The following is an 18,182-nucleotide window of genomic DNA, read 5'->3' as shown; positions in this document are numbered from 1 at the left end:
CTGCAACGCTTGTGCTCATGTCAAAGGACACCGAGCGATGCCCCTTTATAGATTGCTACTCCTATTCAGTGTGCTGTTGGCAGGTTGCGACCCCACTCCACAGGCTTTGCAACCTAAAACGTTAATCATTGGTATGGACGGCGTTCAGTTAAGTGAATTTGAAAAACTCAGCGAACCGACAGCTCTGAGGCGCTTGCAGGTCAGCCAGGCATTTACTGGCGGCATCATCGGTAGTGAAAGCCAGCAACAGACGGTGAGCGGACCCGGGTGGATAACATTGCTCACAGGCGTGTGGGCTAACAAGCATGGCGTTATCTCCAACGAACTTCACCTGCGAGTCGATCCGGCCTATCCGAGCCTGTTCAAACGTCTACGCGAGGCAATGCCCAATGCCTACCTTTCCAGCGTGGTGAATTGGTCGCCCATCAACACGGCCTTCCTGCTGGAGGACGCCCAAGGCAGCGATGTGCGCGAAAGCGGCTTGCCGGACGAACGCGTCATTGCACGCGCCCTGGAAATCCTCACCAAGGAATCTGCCGACTTCACCTTCATTCAACTGGATGACCCTGACGTAGCAGGCCACAACCACGACTTCGGTCCCAAATATCAGCAAGCCCTGCGTGAGGTCGACGCACGGTTGGGAGAGTTGCTGGACAAGGTCGCTGAACGCAGTGACCGGTATAAGTTTGAGGACTGGCTGGTCATCGTCACTACCGACCACGGCCGCGACGCATCGGGCAAGGGCCATGGAGGCCAGACGGAAGGGGAAAGGAGCATTTTCATCGCCAGCAACAAACCGCAGACCGGCGTGATGCCGGCTCAGACAGCAGTCGCTGCGATCGTGCTTCGCCACATGGGCATAAAGCCCTAGTATCGGGGCCGCGCTGCGACCCCGATTGCCATCAGCCCAGCGCCTCGATCAACGCCTGGTTCATTTCCGGTGTGCCAATGGTGATTCGCAGGAACTGAGCGATCCGCTGCTGCTTGAAGTGGCGCACGATAACGCCCTGTTCACGCAGACGCGCAGCCAACTGCGCCGCATCTTCCTGCGGATGGCGGGCGAAGATGAAGTTGGCGGCCGAAGGCAGCACTTCAAAGCCTTTGGCAGTCAGTTGCTCGACCAATGCCTCGCGGCTTCCGATCACCTTGCGGCAGGTTTCTTCGAAGTAGGCCTGATCTTCGAAGGCGACTGCTGCGCCGACGATCGCCATGCGGTCCAACGGGTAGGAGTTGAAGCTGTTTTTGATTCGCTCCAACGCCTCGATCAGATCCGGATGCCCCACCGCCAGGCCAACACGCAGACCGGCCAACGAACGCGACTTGGACAGGGTCTGGGTGACCAGCAGGTTGTCGTAGCGGTCTACCAGGCTGATGGCCGTTTCACCACCGAAGTCGATGTACGCTTCATCCACTACCACCACCGAGTCGCGGTTGGCTTGCAGCAGCTGCTCGACCGCCTGCAGCGGCATCAGGCAGCCCGTCGGCGCATTCGGGTTGGGGAAGATGATGCCGGCGTTAGGTTTGGCGTAATCCTCGACACGGATCTGAAACTGCCCGTCCAACGCCACCTGCTCGAATGGGATGCCGTACAGGCCGCAATACACTGGGTAGAAGCTGTAGCTGACATCCGGGAACAGCAGCGGGCCGCGGTCGTGTTGGAACAGGCCGTGGAAGATATGCGCCAGCACCTCGTCTGAACCGTTGCCGACGAAGACCTGACCGGGCGTTACCCCGTAGTACTCTGCCACCGCCTGCTTGAGCCGGTCGCCGTTCGGGTCCGGGTACAGCCGCAGGTTGTCGTTGAGCTCTGCGCGCATGGCCTCCAGCGCCTTGGGCGATGGGCCATAAGGGTTCTCGTTGGTGTTCAGCTTGACCAGCCGCGACAGCTTGGGCTGCTCGCCCGGCACGTAAGGCACCAGGTCCTTGACGAAGGGGCTCCAGAATCGACTCATGCTCAGTTCCCCTTGTCTTGGGTCAGGATACGGTATTCGGCGCTGCGGGCGTGGGCAGTCAGCGACTCGCCACGGGCCAGGACCGAGGCGGTGTGGCCTAGTTCCGATGCGCCCTGCTCGGAGCAGAAGATGATCGACGAACGCTTCTGGAAGTCATACACCCCCAGCGGCGACGAGAAACGCGCGGTACCGGAAGTCGGCAGCACATGGTTGGGGCCGGCGCAGTAGTCGCCGAGCGCTTCGCTGGTGTGTCGGCCCATGAAGATCGCGCCAGCGTGGCGAATCTGCGGCAGCCAGGCCTGCGGGTCGGCGACCGACAGCTCAAGGTGCTCGGGTGCGATGCGGTTGGCCACCTCGATGGCTTGCTGCATGTCGCGCACCTGGATCAGCGCACCACGGCCATTGATGGATTTTTCGATGATCTCGGCGCGCTCCATGGTCGGCATCAGCTTGTCGATGCTGGCCGCGACGCGGTCGAGGAACTCGGCGTCCGGGCTGACCAGGATGGCCTGGGCATCTTCGTCGTGCTCGGCCTGGGAGAACAGGTCCATGGCGATCCAGTCCGGGTCGGTCTGGCCGTCGCAGACCACGAGGATCTCCGACGGGCCGGCGATCATGTCGATACCGACCTGGCCGAACACGTGACGCTTGGCGGTAGCCACGTAGATGTTGCCCGGGCCGACGATCTTGTCGACCTGTGGCACGCTTTCGGTGCCATAGGCCAGGGCCGCGACCGCCTGAGCACCGCCAACGGTGAAGACGCGGTCCACGCCTGCAATGCAGGCTGCGGCCAGCACCAACTCGTTGACTTCACCCCGCGGGGTCGGCACCACCATGACCACTTCGGTCACACCGGCGACCTTGGCCGGGATGGCGTTCATCAACACCGACGACGGGTACGATGCCTTGCCGCCCGGCACATACAAGCCGGCGCGATCCAGCGGGGTGACCTTCTGGCCGAGCACGGTACCGTCGGCTTCGGTGTACTGCCAGGAGTCCTGCTTCTGCCGTTCGTGGTAGATACGCACACGTTCGGCGGCTTTTTCCAGAGCTGCACGTTGGGTGTCGGTGATGCGGGTCAGGGCCAGCTCCAGGCGCTCACGGCCCAGAATCAGGTCATCGATGGACGTGGCGTCGACGCCATCGAAGCGCTGGGTGAACTCCACCAGCGCCGCATCGCCACGCTCGCGCACGGCCTTGATGATGTCGAGCACGCGCTGATTGACCGCGTCATCGGACACACTTTCCCAGCTCAGCAGATGATCCAGATGTCGGGCGAAATCCTGATCAGCGGCGTTGAGACGGGCAATTGCAGTGGACACGGTCATGGCGAGGGCCTCGATTATTAGCGAATGCTCAGGCGCCCTAGGCTACCAGTCCATCCGCGCGGGCACCCGAGAAAAGTGGCTATGACGCGGATAGACGGGCGCGGCAGCGAAGGCCGCGCGCAGGGGTCAGCCGCGGTGTCGCGATTCGACTGCTTGACGCAGCGTGTCGATCAGGCTCTGGATACGGGCGTGCTGCATTTTCATCGAGGCCTTGTTGACCACCAGGCGCGAACTGATCGTGGCGATCAGGTCCTGGGGCTCCAGGCCGTTGGCACGCAGCGTATTACCGGTGTCGACCACGTCGATGATCTTGTCGGCGAGGTTGATTAGCGGCGCCAGCTCCATCGAGCCGTACAGCTTGATGATGTCGACCTGGCGGCCCTGCTCGGCGTAATAGCGCTTGGCTACGTTGACGAACTTGGTGGCAACGCGCAGGCGGCCCTTAGGCTCTGGCGCACCGGTGACGCCCGCAGTCATCAGCTTGCACTGGGCAATCTGCAGGTCGAGCGGCTCGTACAGGCCCTGGCCGCCGTACTCCATCAGCACGTCCTTGCCCGCCACGCCGAGGTCGGCGGCACCATGCTCGACATAGGTCGGCACGTCGGTGGCCCGCACGATCAGCAGACGCACGTCGTCCTGGGTGGTGGGGATGATCAGCTTGCGGCTCTTGTCCGGATTCTCGGTCGGCACGATACCGGCCTCGGCCAGCAATGGCAGGGTATCGTCGAGGATGCGGCCTTTGGAAAGCGCGATGGTCAACATTGGAACGTCGGTCCTTAAGCGGCTACTGCCGGCCGGGCGTGTGTCGCCCGGCCGCATTCAATTCGAAAGGTGCATCCCTGCACCTGCGGGTGATTAGCCCGGTACCCGGCGGATCTTGGCGCCGAGCATCTGCAGTTTTTCTTCGATGCACTCGTAACCACGGTCGATGTGGTAAATGCGATCGATCAGGGTATCACCCTCGGCGACCAGCGCCGACAGCACCAGGCTGGCGGAAGCACGCAGGTCGGTGGCCATCACTGGGGCACCCTTGAGCGTTGGCACGCCTGTGACGATGGCAGTATTGCCCTCGACCTGAATCTGCGCACCCATGCGGTGCATTTCGTACACGTGCATGAAGCGGTTCTCGAAGATCGTCTCGATCACTGCGCCGGTGCCTTCGGCAATGGCGTTGAGCGAGATGAACTGCGCCTGCATGTCGGTCGGGAACGCCGGGTACGGGGCGGTACGCAGGTTGACGGCTTTCGGCCGCTTACCGTGCATGTCCAGCTCGATCCAGTCTTCACCGGTGGTCAGGTCGGCACCGGCTTCCTTGAGCTTCTCCAGGACAGCTTCAAGGATGGTCGGGTCGGTGTCCTTGACCTTGACGCGGCCGCCGGTCACGGCAGCGGCGACCAGGTAGGTGCCGGTCTCGATACGGTCAGGCATGACCCGGTAGTTGGCCGAGTGCAGACGCTCGACGCCATCGATGGTGATGGTGTCGGTGCCGGCGCCTTGAACCTTGCCGCCCATGGCGTTGATGAAGTTGGCCAGGTCGACCACCTCAGGCTCGCGTGCGGCGTTTTGCAGCACGCTGCGGCCCTTGGCCAGTGCAGCGGCCATCATGATGTTTTCGGTACCGGTGACGCTGACGGTATCGAAGAAGAAGTGCGCGCCACGCAGGCCGCCTTCAGGGGCCTTGGCCTTGATGTAGCCACCTTCGACCTCGATCTTCGCACCCATGGCTTCGAGGCCGCGAATGTGCAGGTCGACCGGACGCGAACCGATCGCGCAACCGCCTGGCAGGGCCACTTCGGCCTCACCGAAACGGGCGACCATCGGGCCGAGCACGAGGATCGAAGCGCGCATGGTCTTGACCAGCTCGTACGGCGCAACCAGGGTCTTGATGGTGCGCGGGTCGATCTCCACGGCCAGCTTCTCGTCGATCACAGGCTCGATGCCCATGCGCCCGAACAGCTCGATCATGGTGGTGATGTCGTGCAGGTGTGGCAGGTTGCCCACGGTGACCGGGCCATCAGCCAGCAGGGTCGCCGCCAGAATTGGCAGGGCCGCGTTCTTCGCGCCCGAAATGCGGATCTCGCCGTCAAGACGAGCGCCGCCAGTAATAATCAGTTTGTCCATTGGAGTCTCGCCGCCAAGTTGGCTCAGGTGCGCTCAGCCCAGGCTGCGCTGCTGAAAAATTTCATGGTTACCGCATGGATGCTGCCATTGGCGATCCAGGGATTAAGGTGAGCATAGATCGCCTGCTGACGCTTGACCGGGCTCAGGCCAGCCAATTCGTCGCTGATCACGTTCAACTGGAAGTTGCAGCCTTCGCCTTCAACTTCGACCCGGGATCCCGGCAATTTTTCTTCAAGGAAGCTCTTAACTTCTACGGCCTGCATGCTCAACCTCAATCGGCGCCCGATGCGCACGGGTCGGCCATCATACAAAAAAGCCCCTCGCCTGCGAAGCCCACCGAGGGCGCGCGCTGACCGAGGGGCCTCCAACACTGCCGAGCCATCAGCTCGCCAGCACCTCATCGAGGTCATAGACCTCGGCAATTTCCCGCATGTCATCGGGCATGCCACGTACCTCGAAGGCCTTGCCGCTGGCCTGGCCATCACGAATGAACGCCAGCAGCAGCGACAGGCCGACACTCGACGACTTCTCGACGGCCGAGCAATCGAGCACCAGGCGTGATTCGCGCGAGGCATCGATCAGCGCCTTGCCCTGCTTGCGCAAGGCCGGACCGCTGCGGTAATCCAGCACGCCGGCCAGGCGCAGGACGCCCGGCTCGGCCATGCTTACACCCGCCTCTCTCATTTCACTTCCTTTTCAGGCGAGGTTTCGGCGGTCTCCTTGGCCTTGGCTACTTCGCCGGCCCAGCCGTCGATGGTCTTGTCCAGGTTGTTGCCGTTGCGTTGCATGGCATCGGCGAACTGATCGCGGAACAGCTTGCCAATGTTGATGCCGTTGACGATGACGTTACGCACCTTCCACTCGCCACCCAGGTTTTCCAGGGTGTACTGCACCGGATAGACGGCGCCGTTGTTGCCGGTCACCTTCATGCCGACAGTGGCGCGCTTGCCATCATCGGCCTTGGCCGGGTCGACGACGATGCCCTGGTTGTTGTACTCCAGCAGCGCGTTACCGTAGAACTGGAACAGGCTGCGCTTGAAGTTTTCCTGGAAGCGCTGCATCTGCTCGGGCGTGGCCTTGCGCGAATACTTGACGGTCATGATGCTCTTGGAAATACCGTCGGCATCGACCACCGGCCCGAGGATGCGGTCAAGAGCATCGTAGAAGGCTTGCGGGTTGGCTTTGTACTGCGTCTTGTTGGCCTTGAGCTCACCCAGCAATTGGGTGGTGGTGCCCTGCACCACGTCATGAGGGGTTTGGGCAGCCATCGTCAGCAGGGGAAAAGCCGCCAGCAGGACCAGCAGGCCACGTCGCAGGATCGAAATCATGGAAACTCCTTAATTAGCCGGTTGCGCTTCTTTCGGTTCCTTGCCCACGGTATTGAGCAGGAACTTGCCAATCAGATCTTCCAGCACCAACGCCGACTGAGTGTCATGGATGGTCGCGCCATCCTTGAGCACTTGGTCTTCGCCGCCCACGCTGATGCCGATGTACTTCTCGCCAAGCAAGCCGGCGGTCAGGATCGAGGCAGTGGAATCGGTCGGCAGGTTGTCGACCTTGCCATCCAGCTGCAGCGTCACCCGACCGGTGTAGGAATCACGGTCCAGATCGATGGCGGTGACCTTGCCGATCGTCACACCGGCCATGGTCACTTTAGCTCTGACCGTCAAACCGGCGATATTGTCGAAGTACGCATAAACTTTATAGGTATCGCTGCTCGGGCTGGCCGACAGCCCGCTGACACGCAGGGCCAGCAGCAGCAACGCCAGGATCCCGGCCAGGAGGAACAGGCCGACACCGATTTCCAGGGTGCGGTTTTGCATCAGAAATCTCCAAACATCAAGGCGGTCAGAATAAAGTCCAGACCCAGTACTGCCAACGAGGCATAGACCACGGTCTTGGTAGTGGCACGGCTGATCCCCTCTGAGGTGGGCTCGCAGTCATACCCCTGGAACACGGCGATCCAGGTGGTGACGAAGGCGAACACCAGGCTCTTGACCAGGCCGTTGAGCACGTCGTCGGTAAAGGAAACACTGTTCTGCATGTTGGCCCAGAACGAACCTTCGTAGACGCCCAGCCAATCGACGGCGACCCACGAGCCACCCCAGATGCCGACCACGCTGAAGATCAGCGCCAGCAGCGGCAGTGAAATGAAACCGGCCCACAGACGCGGCGCGACGATGTACTTGAGCGGGTCGACGCCGATCATCTCCAGGCTCGACAGCTGCTCGGTGGACTTCATGTTGCCGATCTCGGCGGTCAACGCCGAACCTGCCCGGCCAGCGAACAGCAATGCGGTGACCACCGGGCCAAGCTCCCGCAGCAGGGTCAGCGCGACCATCTGCCCGACCGCCTGTTCGGAGCCGTACTTGGTCAGGATGCTGTAGCCCTGAAGCGCCAGCACCATGCCAATGAACACACCGGACACGGTAACGATCGCCAACGACAACACACCCACCGAATACAGCTGTTTGGTCAGCAACTGGAAGCCGCCGCCAATGCCGCCACGGCCGACCAGCGCATGGAACAGGAACAGGCAGGAACGCCCGAGCACGGCCAGCACGTCGATCGCCGAGCGGCCGAACAGGCGGATACGTTCGAGTAAGGATTTTCTGCGCATCAACGCGCCCCCAGCAGGTCGGCGCGGTAGTCAGGCGCAGGAAAGTGGAAAGGCACCGGGCCGTCCGGGTCGCCTTTCATGAACTGGCGAATACGCGGATTGTCCGAGCCCATCAGCTCGTCGGGCGTGCCCTGGCCGAGCACCTGGCCGTCACCGACCACGTAGATGTAGTCGGCGATGCTGGCCGTTTCCGCCAGGTCGTGGGACACCACGATGCTGGTGATGCCCAAGGCATCGTTTAGCAGACGGATCAACCGCACCAAAACGCCCATGGCGATTGGATCCTGGCCGACGAACGGCTCGTCGTACATGAGGATCTGCGGATCCAGGGCAATCGCTCGGGCCAAAGCCACGCGGCGCTTCATGCCACCGGACAGCTCGTCGGGCATCAGGTCGATGGCGCCGCGCAAGCCGACGGCCTGCAGTTTCATCAACACGATGTCGCGGATCATCTCTTCCGACAACTGTGTGTGCACGCGCAGCGGGAAGGCCACGTTCTCGAACACATCGAGGTCGGTAAACAACGCACCGCTCTGGAACAGCACGCCCATCTGCTTGCGCGCGTCGAACAGGTCGCTACGCGACAGGCTTGGCAGGTTTTGCCCCGCCACCCAGACCTCGCCGCTGGACGGACGCAACTGTGCGCCCATCAGGCGCAGCAGCGTGGTCTTGCCACAACCCGACGGCCCCATGATGCCCGTGACCTTCCCTCGCGGTATGCGTATGTCGACATTGCTGAAAATGCTGCGCGAACCGCGCTTGAAGGTGACGCCCTTCAACTCGACCGCGTAGGCGCTATCCACACTCATCTAGACTCCTTGCTAGTGCAGCCTCGTCCTAGTGGACGCCGGCCCTCTTCTTGAAGGCACACGCGCCCCTGGCGGGCCGAATTGCGGCGAACTATAGCACCGCTGAGCGGGTGCCCCCAAGGCCATGAAATGCGTCGTTCAGGCCAACGACAGGCTTTGATGACATTTGTTACAGCAATCGAAAGGGTGAGGCTTTCTTCCATTGCGGCTATAATCGCCGCCTTTTCATCAGGCATTGCTTTTCGACATGAGCCAATCCAGTGAGCTGATCCAGTCCGCCCAGCGCACCCTGCGCCTGGAAATCGAGGCCGTACAAGGCCTGGCGGCCAGCATCGATGCCAACTTCGTCAAAGCCTGCGAGCTGATCCTGGCGAGCAAGGGCCGAGTCGTGGTGGTCGGCATGGGCAAATCGGGGCACATCGGCAACAAGATCGCCGCAACCCTGGCCAGCACCGGCACGCCGGCTTTTTTCGTGCATCCGGCCGAAGCCAGCCACGGCGACATGGGCATGATCACCCGTGACGACGTCATCCTGGCCTTGTCCAACTCTGGCAGCACCGCCGAGATCGTCACCTTGTTGCCGCTGATCAAGCGCCTCGGCATCCAGCTGATCAGCCTGACCGGCAACCCCGACTCGCCCCTGGCCCAAGCCGCCGAAGCCAACCTCGACGCCCGCGTCGCCCAAGAGGCATGCCCGCTCAACCTGGCGCCTACCTCCTCGACCACCGCGGCACTGGTGCTGGGCGACGCCCTGGCCATCGCCTTGCTCGAGGCACGCGGCTTTACCGCTGAGGACTTCGCTTTCTCGCACCCGGGCGGTGCCCTGGGTCGGCGCTTGCTGCTCAAGGTCGAGAACGTCATGCACGCCGGCGACGAACTGCCGCAAGTGCAACGCGGCACCCTGCTCAAGGATGCGCTCCTTGAAATGTCCCGCAAAGGCCTGGGCATGACCGTGGTGGTCGAGGCGGACGGCACACTGGCCGGGATCTTCACCGACGGCGACCTGCGCCGCGCCCTGGATCGCAGCATCGACGTGCATACCACCCTGATCGACCAGGTCATGACCGTGCACGGCAAGACAGCCCGCGCCGAGATGCTCGCCGCCGAGGCCCTGAAGATCATGGAAGACCACAAGATCAGCGCCCTGGTGGTGGTCGACAAGGACGAGCGCCCGACCGGCGCGCTGAACATGCATGACCTGCTGCGCGCTGGCGTGATGTAGAGGAGAACAGTGCAAATGAACCAGGACCTGATGCAACGCGGCCAAGCCATCAAGCTGGCCGTATTCGACGTCGACGGCGTACTCACCGACGGCCGCCTGTACTTTCTCGAGGACGGCAGCGAATTCAAGACCTTCAACACCCTCGATGGCCAGGGTATCAAGATGCTCATGGCCTCGGGCGTGACCACGGCCATCATCAGCGGGCGCAAGACCCCGGTGGTCGAGCGCCGGGCCAAGAACCTCGGCATCCCGCACCTGTTTCAGGGCCGCGAGGACAAATTGGTGGTACTCGACGGCCTGCTCGCCGAACTGGGCCTAAGCTATGAGCAAGTCGCTTATCTTGGCGACGACCTGCCCGACCTGCCGGTGATTCGCCGAGTCGGCCTGGGCATGGCAGTGGCCAGCGCCGCGCCGTTCGTACGCCAGCACGCCCACGGCGTGACCCAGGCACGTGGCGGCGAAGGTGCCGCGCGCGAGTTTTGTGAACTTATCATGCAGGCCCAGGGCACCCTGGACGCTGCCAACGCCAACTACCTGTAAGGCTACCCATGTTCAGCAAGAAAGCCCGCAATTTTGCGCTGCTCGCGGTGATCGCCGCCCTGCTGGTGGCCATCGGCTATTGGAATGTCAGCCCCGAGAGCTTCATGGACAAACCGGTGACGCAGGTTGACGAAAGCGCCATCGACTACTACGCGATCAACGCCCATAGCGTGCAGTTCTTGCCAGACGGCAAGCTGCAATACGAGATGACCGCCGCCAAGGTCGAACACCTCAAGGCCACCGAGGTCACACTGGTGACCACGCCCGACCTGCACATGTATCGGGGCACCGAATACCCTTGGCACGTGCAAAGCGTGCGCGCCGAGGTCAACCCCGATGGCACCGAAGTCGAATTGATCGACCAGGTCCGCGTTGCCCGTACCGACGAAAAGCAGCGCGAAACCATCATTACCAGCTCACGCATGACTGTGTTCCCGCAGAAGCAATATGCGCAGACCGAGCAAGCCGTTAGAATCGACGGCGCCGGTGGCACAACTACGGGCAAAGGAATGAAAGCGTATTTGAAAGAAGGCAGGATGGACCTGCTCTCTAACGTAAGAGGACAGTATGAGGCTCGTTAAAACCCTCCCCCTTTTGCTCAGCCTGAGCGCAGCACTGGGAAGCGCGAGCGCCTTCGCCCTGCCGACCGACCGTGACCAGCCGATCCGCATCCAGGCCGACAACGCGCACCTGGACGATAAGCAAGGCGTGGCCACCTATACCGGCGACGTCATCATCACCCAAGGCTCGATGATGATCAAAGGCAACACCGTGACCATGACCCGTGCCGCCAACGGCGACATCGACGTGGTCACCTCGGTGGGCAACCTGGCCTATTTCGAGCAACAGCAGAGCACTGCCAAGCCCGACAAGATGAAAGGCTGGGCCGTGACCATCCAGTACCAGGCGCAGAAAGACACGGTCATCCTCACCGATCGCGCCAAGGTCGAGAACGAAGGCAACACCACCGAAGGCGAGAAAATCGTCTACAACACCAAGTCCCAGGTGGCGACCGCCGGTCGTGGCGGCAACGTCACCGCCCCGCGTCAGCGCATCGACATGGTGATCCAGCCGAAGAAGAAGGCCGAGTAAATGGCAACCCTCAAAGCCCAGCACCTGGCCAAGAGCTACAAAGGGCGGCAGGTCGTGCGCGACGTCAGCCTGTCGATCGACAGCGGCCAGATCGTCGGCCTGCTCGGCCCCAACGGCGCCGGCAAGACCACCTGCTTCTACATGATCGTCGGCCTGGTCCAGGCCGATCAGGGCCGTGTGCGCATCGACAATCTCGATGTCAGCCACCAGCCCATGCACGGCCGCGCACGCGCTGGCATCGGCTACCTGCCGCAGGAAGCGTCGATCTTTCGCAAGCTGTCGGTGGCGGACAACATCATGGCCATCCTCGAGACCCGCAAGGAACTCGACCGCGAGGGCCGTCGCAAGGAGCTGGAAAGCCTGCTGCAGGAGTTCCACATCAGCCACATCCGTGACAACCTCGGCATGAGCCTGTCCGGTGGCGAACGCCGCCGTGTCGAGATCGCGCGCGCCCTGGCGACCGCACCGAAGTTCATCCTGCTGGACGAACCTTTTGCTGGTGTCGACCCGATTTCGGTTGGCGACATCAAGCAGATCATCCACCACCTCAAGGCGAAGGGCATCGGTGTCTTGATCACCGACCACAACGTCCGCGAAACACTGGATATCTGCGAAACCGCCTACATCGTCAACGACGGCCAGTTGATTGCCGAAGGCGATGCGCAGACTATCCTGGCCAATGAGCTGGTCAAGGAAGTCTACCTGGGCCACGAGTTCCGACTCTGATCCCAGGGTGTGCCTGGAGCGCGGGCTTGCCGCCTTGATGGGGCTTAAGTTGTTACAGCGCTCTAGGCAAACGCTACAATTTAAGGCATAAAACTTGCTTGAATTTGGCGCTCCGGCGCCCTCGTGTAGTGGATGGCGCATGCGCGCCGGCGAACAAGGTATTTAGCCCCAGCCATGAAACCATCGCTCGTCCTAAAAATGGGCCAGCAACTGACGATGACCCCGCAGTTGCAACAGGCCATCCGCCTACTTCAGCTCTCCACCCTGGACCTTCAGCAGGAAATCCAGGAGGCGCTGGAGTCCAATCCGATGCTCGAACGTCAGGAAGACGGCGACGACTTCGACAACAGCGACCCGATGGCGGACAACGCCGAGAACAAACCGGTCACCGAAGTCCAGGACAACAGTTTCCAGGAAAGCACCGCCAGTGCCGAGAACCTGGAAGACGGTGAGTGGAGCGAGCGAATCCCCAATGAGCTTCCGGTTGACACGGCCTGGGAAGACATCTACCAGACCAGCGCCAGCAGCCTGCCGAGCAACGATGACGACGAGTGGGACTTCACCACCCGCACCTCGGCCGGCGAGAGCCTGCAAAGCCACTTGCTGTGGCAGCTGAACCTGGCGCCAATGTCCGATACCGACCGCCTGATCGCCGTGACCTTGATCGACAGCATCAACGGCCAGGGCTACCTGGAGGACACCCTCGAAGAAATCTGCGCCGGCTTCGACCCGGAGCTGGACATCGAACTCGACGAGGTCGAAGCGGTGCTGCACCGCATTCAGCAGTTCGAACCTGCCGGTATTGCCTCGCGCAACCTGGGCGAATGCCTGCTGCTGCAACTGCGCCAACTGCCGACCAGCACGCCTTGGATGGCCGAGGCCAAGCGCCTGGTCAGCGATTTCATCGACCTGCTGGGTGGCCGCGACTACAGCCAGCTAATGCGCCGCATGAAGCTCAAGGAAGACGAGTTGCGCCAGGTCATCGAATTGGTGCAGAGCCTCAACCCGCGCCCCGGCTCGCAGATCGAGTCCAGCGAGCCGGAGTACGTGGTGCCTGACGTCATCGTACGCAAGGACAGCGAGCGCTGGTTGGTCGAGCTGAACCAGGAAGCGATCCCGCGCCTGCGCGTCAACCCGCAGTACGCGGGGTTCGTGCGCCGCGCCGATACCAGCGCCGACAACACGTTCATGCGCAACCAGTTGCAGGAGGCGCGCTGGTTCATCAAGAGCCTGCAGAGCCGCAACGAAACACTGATGAAGGTAGCCACACAGATCGTCGAGCACCAACGCGGCTTCCTCGACCACGGTGACGAGGCGATGAAGCCCCTGGTGCTGCACGACATTGCCGAGGCGGTGGGCATGCACGAGTCGACTATTTCGCGGGTGACCACGCAGAAATTCATGCATACGCCGCGCGGCATCTATGAGTTGAAATACTTTTTCTCAAGCCACGTCAGCACCTCCGAAGGCGGAGAATGCTCGTCCACGGCGATCCGCGCGATCATCAAAAAATTGGTTGCGGCGGAAAATCCGAAAAAGCCATTGAGTGACAGCAAGATCGCTGGTTTACTGGAAGCACAAGGCATCCAGGTAGCCCGTCGCACCGTCGCCAAGTACCGCGAGTCCCTCGGCATCGCACCGTCGAGTGAGCGCAAGCGACTGATGTAGCGCCTGAGATGTGCCACAGCGTTTGTGGGGCAGGTGCAAGACCTGCCTCTTTATGCACGGGCAACAAAGGAGAAGCTGTATGCAAGTCAATATCAGTGGACAGCATGTAGAAGTCACCCAGCCGCTGCGCGATTATGTGCTTGAAAAGCTCGCCCGCGTGGAGAGTCACTTCGACAAGATCACCAACGTGCAGGTCATCATGAAAGTCGAGAAGCTGCAGCAGAAGGTCGAAGCGACCTTGCAGATTCCTGGTGGAGAAGTGGTTGCCAACGCCGAACACGAAGACATGTATGCAGCGATCGATGCCCTGGCCGACAAGCTCGACCGTCAACTGAAAAAACACAAGGAAAAACAGCAAAGCCTGCTGCAAGGTGCAGCTGCCCGCTGATCCCCCTCATCCATGATCCGACTTGAAACCATCCTGACCCCCGGCCGTTCCTTGGTGAACGTGCCGGGTGGCAGTAAGAAGCGCGCCCTGGAAACGGTCGCCAACCTGATTGCCAAAGAAGTGCCTGAGCTGGAGATGCAAGACGTCTTCGAAAAGCTGGTTGCTCGCGAAAAGCTCGGCTCCACCGGCTTCGGCAATGGCATCGCCATCCCTCACTGCCGCATCAAAGATTGCACTGGCCCGGTTAGCGCCCTGCTGCACCTGGACGCTCCGATCGATTATGACGCCATTGATGGCGCACCGGTCGATCTGCTGTTCGTCCTGCTGGTGCCTGAAGCAGCCACTGATGCCCACCTCGAATTGCTGCGTCAAATCGCCAGCATGCTCGATCGCAAAGATGTGCGCGATCGCCTGCGTAGCGCTACCAGCAGCGAGGCCCTCTATCAGGTAGTCCTGGACGTACAGAGCGAGGCCTGAACATGCGCCTGATCATCGTCAGCGGCCGGTCCGGCTCCGGCAAAAGCACCGCCCTCGATGTATTGGAAGACAATGGCTATTACTGCATCGACAACCTGCCTGCCGGCCTGCTACCGCAGCTGGCGGAAAACGCGCTGATCAACACCGAGCTGCAGCAGCCAAAAGTAGCGGTGTCCATTGATGCTCGCAACTTGCCAAGCCACCTGTCGCGCTTCCCCGACCTGCTCGCGGAAGCGCGCGGTCGCCATATCCAGTGCGATGTGCTGTTTCTCGATGCCGACGAAGACACACTGCTCAAGCGATTCTCGGAAACACGTCGGCGCCATCCGCTGACCAACGCCGACCGCTCGCTGGCCGAAGCGATCCGCGTGGAAAGCGAGCTGCTCGGGCCGATCGCCGACCTTGCCGACCTCAAGATCGACACGACAAACCTCAACCTGTATCAACTGCGCGACTCGATCAAGCTGCGCCTGCTCAACCAGCCTGAACCCGGCACTGCATTCCTGGTCGAATCGTTCGGTTTCAAGCGCGGCATGCCTGTCGATGCAGACCTGGTATTCGACGTGCGCTGCTTGCCCAACCCTTACTGGAAGCCCGAATTGCGTGAGCATTCCGGCCTGGAGCAACCGGTCATCGATTACCTGGCCGCACAGCCGGACGTCGAAGAAATGTTTTCCGATATCTCCAGTTACCTGCTCAAATGGCTGCCACGCTTCGCCGCCAGCAACCGCGCCTATGTCACCATTGCCATTGGCTGCACCGGCGGCCACCACCGCTCGGTCTATATCACCGAACGTCTCGGCCAATTGCTGCAACAGTCACTGAAAAACGTCCAGGTCCGCCACCGCGACCTCTAGCCCACAGGATCCGCACCACGATGCCCGCCCGCGAAATCACCATCATCAACAAGCTGGGCCTGCATGCCCGGGCGGCCGCCAAGTTCGTCGGCGTGGCCGGGCGCTTTCCCTGCCAGGTGCGGGTGGGCCGCGCACCAGACAAGCTGGTGGATGGCAAGAGCATCATGGCGGTGATGATGCTGGCGGCGGGCAAAGGCACCCAAGTTCACCTGCACACCGAGGGTGAGCAGGACAGTGATGCCCTGGAGGCGTTGGTGGCGCTGATCAACAACTACTTCGATGAAGGCGAGTGACAACCCCTCCTGTGGGAGCGGCTTCAGCCGCGAACACCGGCGAAGCCGGTGCCATCCATCGCGTCGCCCGCTTCGCGGCTAAAGCCGCTCCCACAGGGCATGCGGCGCTCACGACATCGCCGTGTCCATCACCATCATCAAGCAGAAGCCAACACACAGCCCCAAGCTGGCCAAACGGTGATGCCCATTGCTACGCGATTCGGGAATGATTTCCTGGGTCACCACCAGCAACATCGCCCCTGCCGCGCAGGCCAGGCCCAGTGGTAGCAACAACTCGGCAACATTTACCAGCCAGGCACAGATCACCGCTGCCAGTGGCTCGACCAACCCCGATGCCGCACCGATCAGGAATGCCTTGAAGCGAGGCATCCCGGCCCCCGCCAGCACCAGCGCAATGACCAGACCTTCAGGTACGTCCTGCAGTGCGATGCCCATGGCCAGGCTGTCGGCATCGGCCATGCCACCACCGGCCGACACCCCTATGGCCATGCCCTCGGGTATGTTGTGGGCGATGATGGCGATCACGAACAGCCAGATCCGCGCCGCGATCACGGGCTGGTTGCCATTGCCGACCAAGGCTTCGGGCGAGGCGCCAGATACCTTCAGATCGACGACGAACAGACACAGCGCACCGAACAACAGGCCGAAACTGATCAGCCCTCCCGCCCCCCATGGGCTGAAGCCAATGGATTGTGCCGCATCAAGCCCCGGTATGATCAACGAGAAGGCGGTGGCTGCCAGCATCACCCCTGCGCCGAAGCCCAACAGGGTATCGGCCAGGGCCACCGGCATATTGCGAATCACCAGCACCGGTACTGCACCCAGCGCCGTACCCAGTGCACACAAGGCACCGCCCTCGAGGGCGCGCAACATGCGGGGTTCCAGGTCCAGCCAGGCAATACCCTTCGCCACCAGCAGGGCCGTGCCGACCAAAAGCAGCAAAGTGCCTACCGCCAGTCGGAACAGGCGAACACTGCTGACAGACATCACCTCAGAGCGCATACCGGTTCGACTCACTGACAGGTTTCGAGATAACGACGTTCCACTTCCGCCCAGTCGATGACGTTGTAGAAGGCACCGATGTATTCCGGACGGCGGTTCTGATACTTCAGGTAGTAGGCGTGCTCCCAAACGTCGAGACCGAGGATCGGGGTGTTGCCGTGCATCAATGGGCTGTCCTGGTTACCGCTGCTCTCAACGACCAATTTTTTCTCCGGTGTGACGCTAAGCCAGGCCCAGCCGCTGCCGAAGCGGGTCAACGCAGCTTTGGTGAAGGCGTCCTTGAAAGCCTCGAAACCGCCCAGCTCAACCTCGATCGCCTTGGCCACCTGGCCCTGTGGCTGACCGCCCCCCTTCGGCGACATGACTCTCCAGAACAGCGAGTGGTTGGCATGCCCACCACCATGATTGGTGACCGCCCCGCGCAGGTTCTCAGGCAGCTGCTTGACCGCGCCGACGAGCTTTTCAACCGGCCATTCGGCCCATTCGCTGCCCTCGACAGCTGCATTGAGACCGTTGACGTAAGTCTGATGGTGCTTGGTGTGGTGGATCTCCATGGTCTGGGTATCGATGTGCGGTTCCAGTGCATCGTAGGCATAAGGCAGTGCAGGCAAGGTATGAGGCATGTCAGTGGATTCCGTAAGCGTGGGTTCGGGACGTCAGGTCCGGCTGGGCAGCCAGTTCGCTGGAAGCGGGCGCCTGGCGATTGAGCAGGCGCTCGGTGCGCGGGTACTGGCCGTACTCGGCAATAAAACTCAGCAACTCGGTGTAGGTGCGACCGCTGTGGCGCAGCGCGGCATCACGCAGCGCCTGGGGCAGGCGCGCCTCCTGGCTGGCCTGCAGCAGGCGCTGGTGAGCGGCGCACAGGTAGTCGGCGCTCTCCTGCGGCTGGCTCAGCCGCAAGTGCAGGTCGGCCAGGTTGTGGTGGGCGACGACGAACGCCGCCACCGCTTCGTCGACGTCATGCCAGCGCTCGAGGAGCACCTGGGCCAGTGCCAGGGCTTGCAGGTAATGTTCCCGGGCATCGACCAGCTCGCCCTGTTCGAACAGGCGATTGGCTGTCTCGGTGGTGCGTTTCCAGTGCTGCATG

Annotated in this window: 23 protein-coding genes and 1 pseudogene; 11 read left to right on the top strand and 13 right to left on the bottom strand. The window is 61.8% G+C overall.

Annotated elements, in window-relative coordinates:
• Positions 1-37: 37 nt before the first annotated feature.
• A pseudogene (locus tag ACZ6YA_RS06350) lies at positions 38-865 on the top strand (alkaline phosphatase family protein); the annotation flags it as partial.
• Positions 866-902: 37 nt separating this feature from the next.
• On the opposite strand, the gene hisC reads toward ACZ6YA_RS06350, so the two are convergent.
• From hisC to ACZ6YA_RS06300, 10 genes are all read right to left on the bottom strand, one after another.
• Positions 903-1,952, bottom strand: a complete 1,050-nt coding sequence (hisC, locus tag ACZ6YA_RS06345; protein ID WP_465896291.1) for a histidinol-phosphate transaminase — start codon at positions 1,950-1,952, stop codon at positions 903-905.
• Positions 1,953-1,954: 2 nt separating this feature from the next.
• Positions 1,955-3,280 carry a histidinol dehydrogenase gene (gene hisD / locus ACZ6YA_RS06340; RefSeq protein ID WP_465896290.1) on the bottom strand — a complete coding sequence of 442 codons (1,326 nt, stop codon included), beginning with the start codon at positions 3,278-3,280 and terminating at the stop codon, positions 1,955-1,957.
• 126 nt (positions 3,281-3,406) lie between these two features.
• Positions 3,407-4,042 carry an ATP phosphoribosyltransferase gene (hisG, locus tag ACZ6YA_RS06335; RefSeq protein WP_400797293.1) on the bottom strand — a complete coding sequence of 212 codons (636 nt, stop codon included), beginning with the start codon at positions 4,040-4,042 and terminating at the stop codon, positions 3,407-3,409.
• A gap of 93 nt (positions 4,043-4,135) precedes the next feature.
• Positions 4,136-5,401, bottom strand: a complete 1,266-nt coding sequence (murA, locus tag ACZ6YA_RS06330; RefSeq protein WP_465896289.1) for a UDP-N-acetylglucosamine 1-carboxyvinyltransferase — start codon at positions 5,399-5,401, stop codon at positions 4,136-4,138.
• Between the two features lie 23 nt (positions 5,402-5,424).
• Positions 5,425-5,664: a BolA family protein gene (locus tag ACZ6YA_RS06325; RefSeq protein WP_003255121.1), complete on the bottom strand. Its 240-nt coding sequence runs from the start codon at positions 5,662-5,664 to the stop codon at positions 5,425-5,427.
• A gap of 118 nt (positions 5,665-5,782) precedes the next feature.
• On the bottom strand, positions 5,783-6,085 hold the full coding sequence (locus ACZ6YA_RS06320) for an STAS domain-containing protein (RefSeq protein WP_465896288.1): 303 nt from the start codon (positions 6,083-6,085) through the stop codon (positions 5,783-5,785).
• The gene (locus ACZ6YA_RS06315) at positions 6,082-6,729 is read right to left on the bottom strand and encodes an MlaC/ttg2D family ABC transporter substrate-binding protein (RefSeq protein WP_465896287.1); all 648 of its coding nucleotides are present in this window, start codon (positions 6,727-6,729) and stop codon (positions 6,082-6,084) included. Before ACZ6YA_RS06315 ends, ACZ6YA_RS06320 begins: the two co-directional genes overlap by 4 nt.
• A gap of 9 nt (positions 6,730-6,738) precedes the next feature.
• Complete coding sequence (mlaD, locus tag ACZ6YA_RS06310) at positions 6,739-7,224, bottom strand: outer membrane lipid asymmetry maintenance protein MlaD (protein ID WP_465896286.1); 486 nt, start codon at positions 7,222-7,224, stop codon at positions 6,739-6,741.
• On the bottom strand, positions 7,224-8,021 hold the full coding sequence (mlaE, locus tag ACZ6YA_RS06305; protein WP_403130988.1) for a lipid asymmetry maintenance ABC transporter permease subunit MlaE: 798 nt from the start codon (positions 8,019-8,021) through the stop codon (positions 7,224-7,226). Before mlaE ends, mlaD begins: the two co-directional genes overlap by 1 nt.
• A complete protein-coding gene (locus tag ACZ6YA_RS06300; RefSeq protein WP_465896285.1) occupies positions 8,021-8,830 on the bottom strand; it encodes an ATP-binding cassette domain-containing protein in 810 nt (269 codons plus the stop codon). Before ACZ6YA_RS06300 ends, mlaE begins: the two co-directional genes overlap by 1 nt.
• A 247-nt stretch (positions 8,831-9,077) precedes the next feature.
• Here ACZ6YA_RS06300 and ACZ6YA_RS06295 point away from each other — a divergent pair, with 247 nt between their 5' ends.
• The 10 genes from ACZ6YA_RS06295 (at position 9,078) to ACZ6YA_RS06250 (ending at position 16,093) form a co-directional block, all read left to right on the top strand.
• On the top strand, positions 9,078-10,052 hold the full coding sequence (locus tag ACZ6YA_RS06295) for a KpsF/GutQ family sugar-phosphate isomerase (RefSeq protein WP_465896284.1): 975 nt from the start codon (positions 9,078-9,080) through the stop codon (positions 10,050-10,052).
• Positions 10,053-10,067: 15 nt separating this feature from the next.
• Entirely contained in the window at positions 10,068-10,592 is a 525-nt protein-coding gene (locus tag ACZ6YA_RS06290) for a KdsC family phosphatase (RefSeq protein WP_465896283.1), read from the top strand.
• A gap of 8 nt (positions 10,593-10,600) precedes the next feature.
• Positions 10,601-11,173, top strand: coding sequence for an LPS export ABC transporter periplasmic protein LptC (gene lptC, locus ACZ6YA_RS06285; protein ID WP_465896282.1), 573 nt, complete (start codon positions 10,601-10,603; stop codon positions 11,171-11,173).
• On the top strand, positions 11,160-11,684 hold the full coding sequence (gene lptA / locus ACZ6YA_RS06280) for a lipopolysaccharide transport periplasmic protein LptA (protein ID WP_400797314.1): 525 nt from the start codon (positions 11,160-11,162) through the stop codon (positions 11,682-11,684). Before lptC ends, lptA begins: the two co-directional genes overlap by 14 nt.
• The gene (gene lptB / locus ACZ6YA_RS06275) at positions 11,685-12,410 is read left to right on the top strand and encodes an LPS export ABC transporter ATP-binding protein (protein ID WP_400797316.1); all 726 of its coding nucleotides are present in this window, start codon (positions 11,685-11,687) and stop codon (positions 12,408-12,410) included.
• A gap of 174 nt (positions 12,411-12,584) precedes the next feature.
• A complete protein-coding gene (locus tag ACZ6YA_RS06270) occupies positions 12,585-14,078 on the top strand; it encodes an RNA polymerase factor sigma-54 (protein WP_465896281.1) in 1,494 nt (497 codons plus the stop codon).
• Between the two features lie 79 nt (positions 14,079-14,157).
• Positions 14,158-14,466: a ribosome hibernation-promoting factor, HPF/YfiA family gene (gene hpf, locus ACZ6YA_RS06265; protein WP_003255135.1), complete on the top strand. Its 309-nt coding sequence runs from the start codon at positions 14,158-14,160 to the stop codon at positions 14,464-14,466.
• A gap of 12 nt (positions 14,467-14,478) precedes the next feature.
• Positions 14,479-14,943: a PTS IIA-like nitrogen regulatory protein PtsN gene (ptsN, locus tag ACZ6YA_RS06260; protein ID WP_465896280.1), complete on the top strand. Its 465-nt coding sequence runs from the start codon at positions 14,479-14,481 to the stop codon at positions 14,941-14,943.
• A 2-nt stretch (positions 14,944-14,945) separates the two neighbouring features.
• Positions 14,946-15,800: an RNase adapter RapZ gene (gene rapZ / locus ACZ6YA_RS06255; RefSeq protein WP_465896279.1), complete on the top strand. Its 855-nt coding sequence runs from the start codon at positions 14,946-14,948 to the stop codon at positions 15,798-15,800.
• Between the two features lie 20 nt (positions 15,801-15,820).
• The gene (locus ACZ6YA_RS06250) at positions 15,821-16,093 is read left to right on the top strand and encodes an HPr family phosphocarrier protein (RefSeq protein ID WP_465896278.1); all 273 of its coding nucleotides are present in this window, start codon (positions 15,821-15,823) and stop codon (positions 16,091-16,093) included.
• Positions 16,094-16,201: 108 nt separating this feature from the next.
• On the opposite strand, the gene ACZ6YA_RS06245 is transcribed toward ACZ6YA_RS06250, so the two are convergent.
• The 3 genes from ACZ6YA_RS06245 to ACZ6YA_RS06235 are packed head-to-tail and all read right to left on the bottom strand — an operon-like array spanning position 16,202 to position 18,181.
• Positions 16,202-17,095 carry a ZIP family metal transporter gene (locus tag ACZ6YA_RS06245; RefSeq protein ID WP_465896454.1) on the bottom strand — a complete coding sequence of 298 codons (894 nt, stop codon included), beginning with the start codon at positions 17,093-17,095 and terminating at the stop codon, positions 16,202-16,204.
• A gap of 11 nt (positions 17,096-17,106) precedes the next feature.
• A complete protein-coding gene (locus ACZ6YA_RS06240) occupies positions 17,107-17,718 on the bottom strand; it encodes a superoxide dismutase (RefSeq protein WP_465896277.1) in 612 nt (203 codons plus the stop codon).
• A gap of 1 nt (position 17,719) precedes the next feature.
• Positions 17,720-18,181, bottom strand: coding sequence for a hypothetical protein (locus ACZ6YA_RS06235; protein WP_465896276.1), 462 nt, complete (start codon positions 18,179-18,181; stop codon positions 17,720-17,722).
• Between the last annotated feature and the right edge of the window lies 1 nt (position 18,182).

It is taken from the genome of Pseudomonas sp. NPDC090752 (assembly GCF_055584805.1).
The sequence above is the reverse complement of the archived record's forward strand: the minus strand, read 5'-3'. Positions and strand labels throughout refer to the sequence as shown.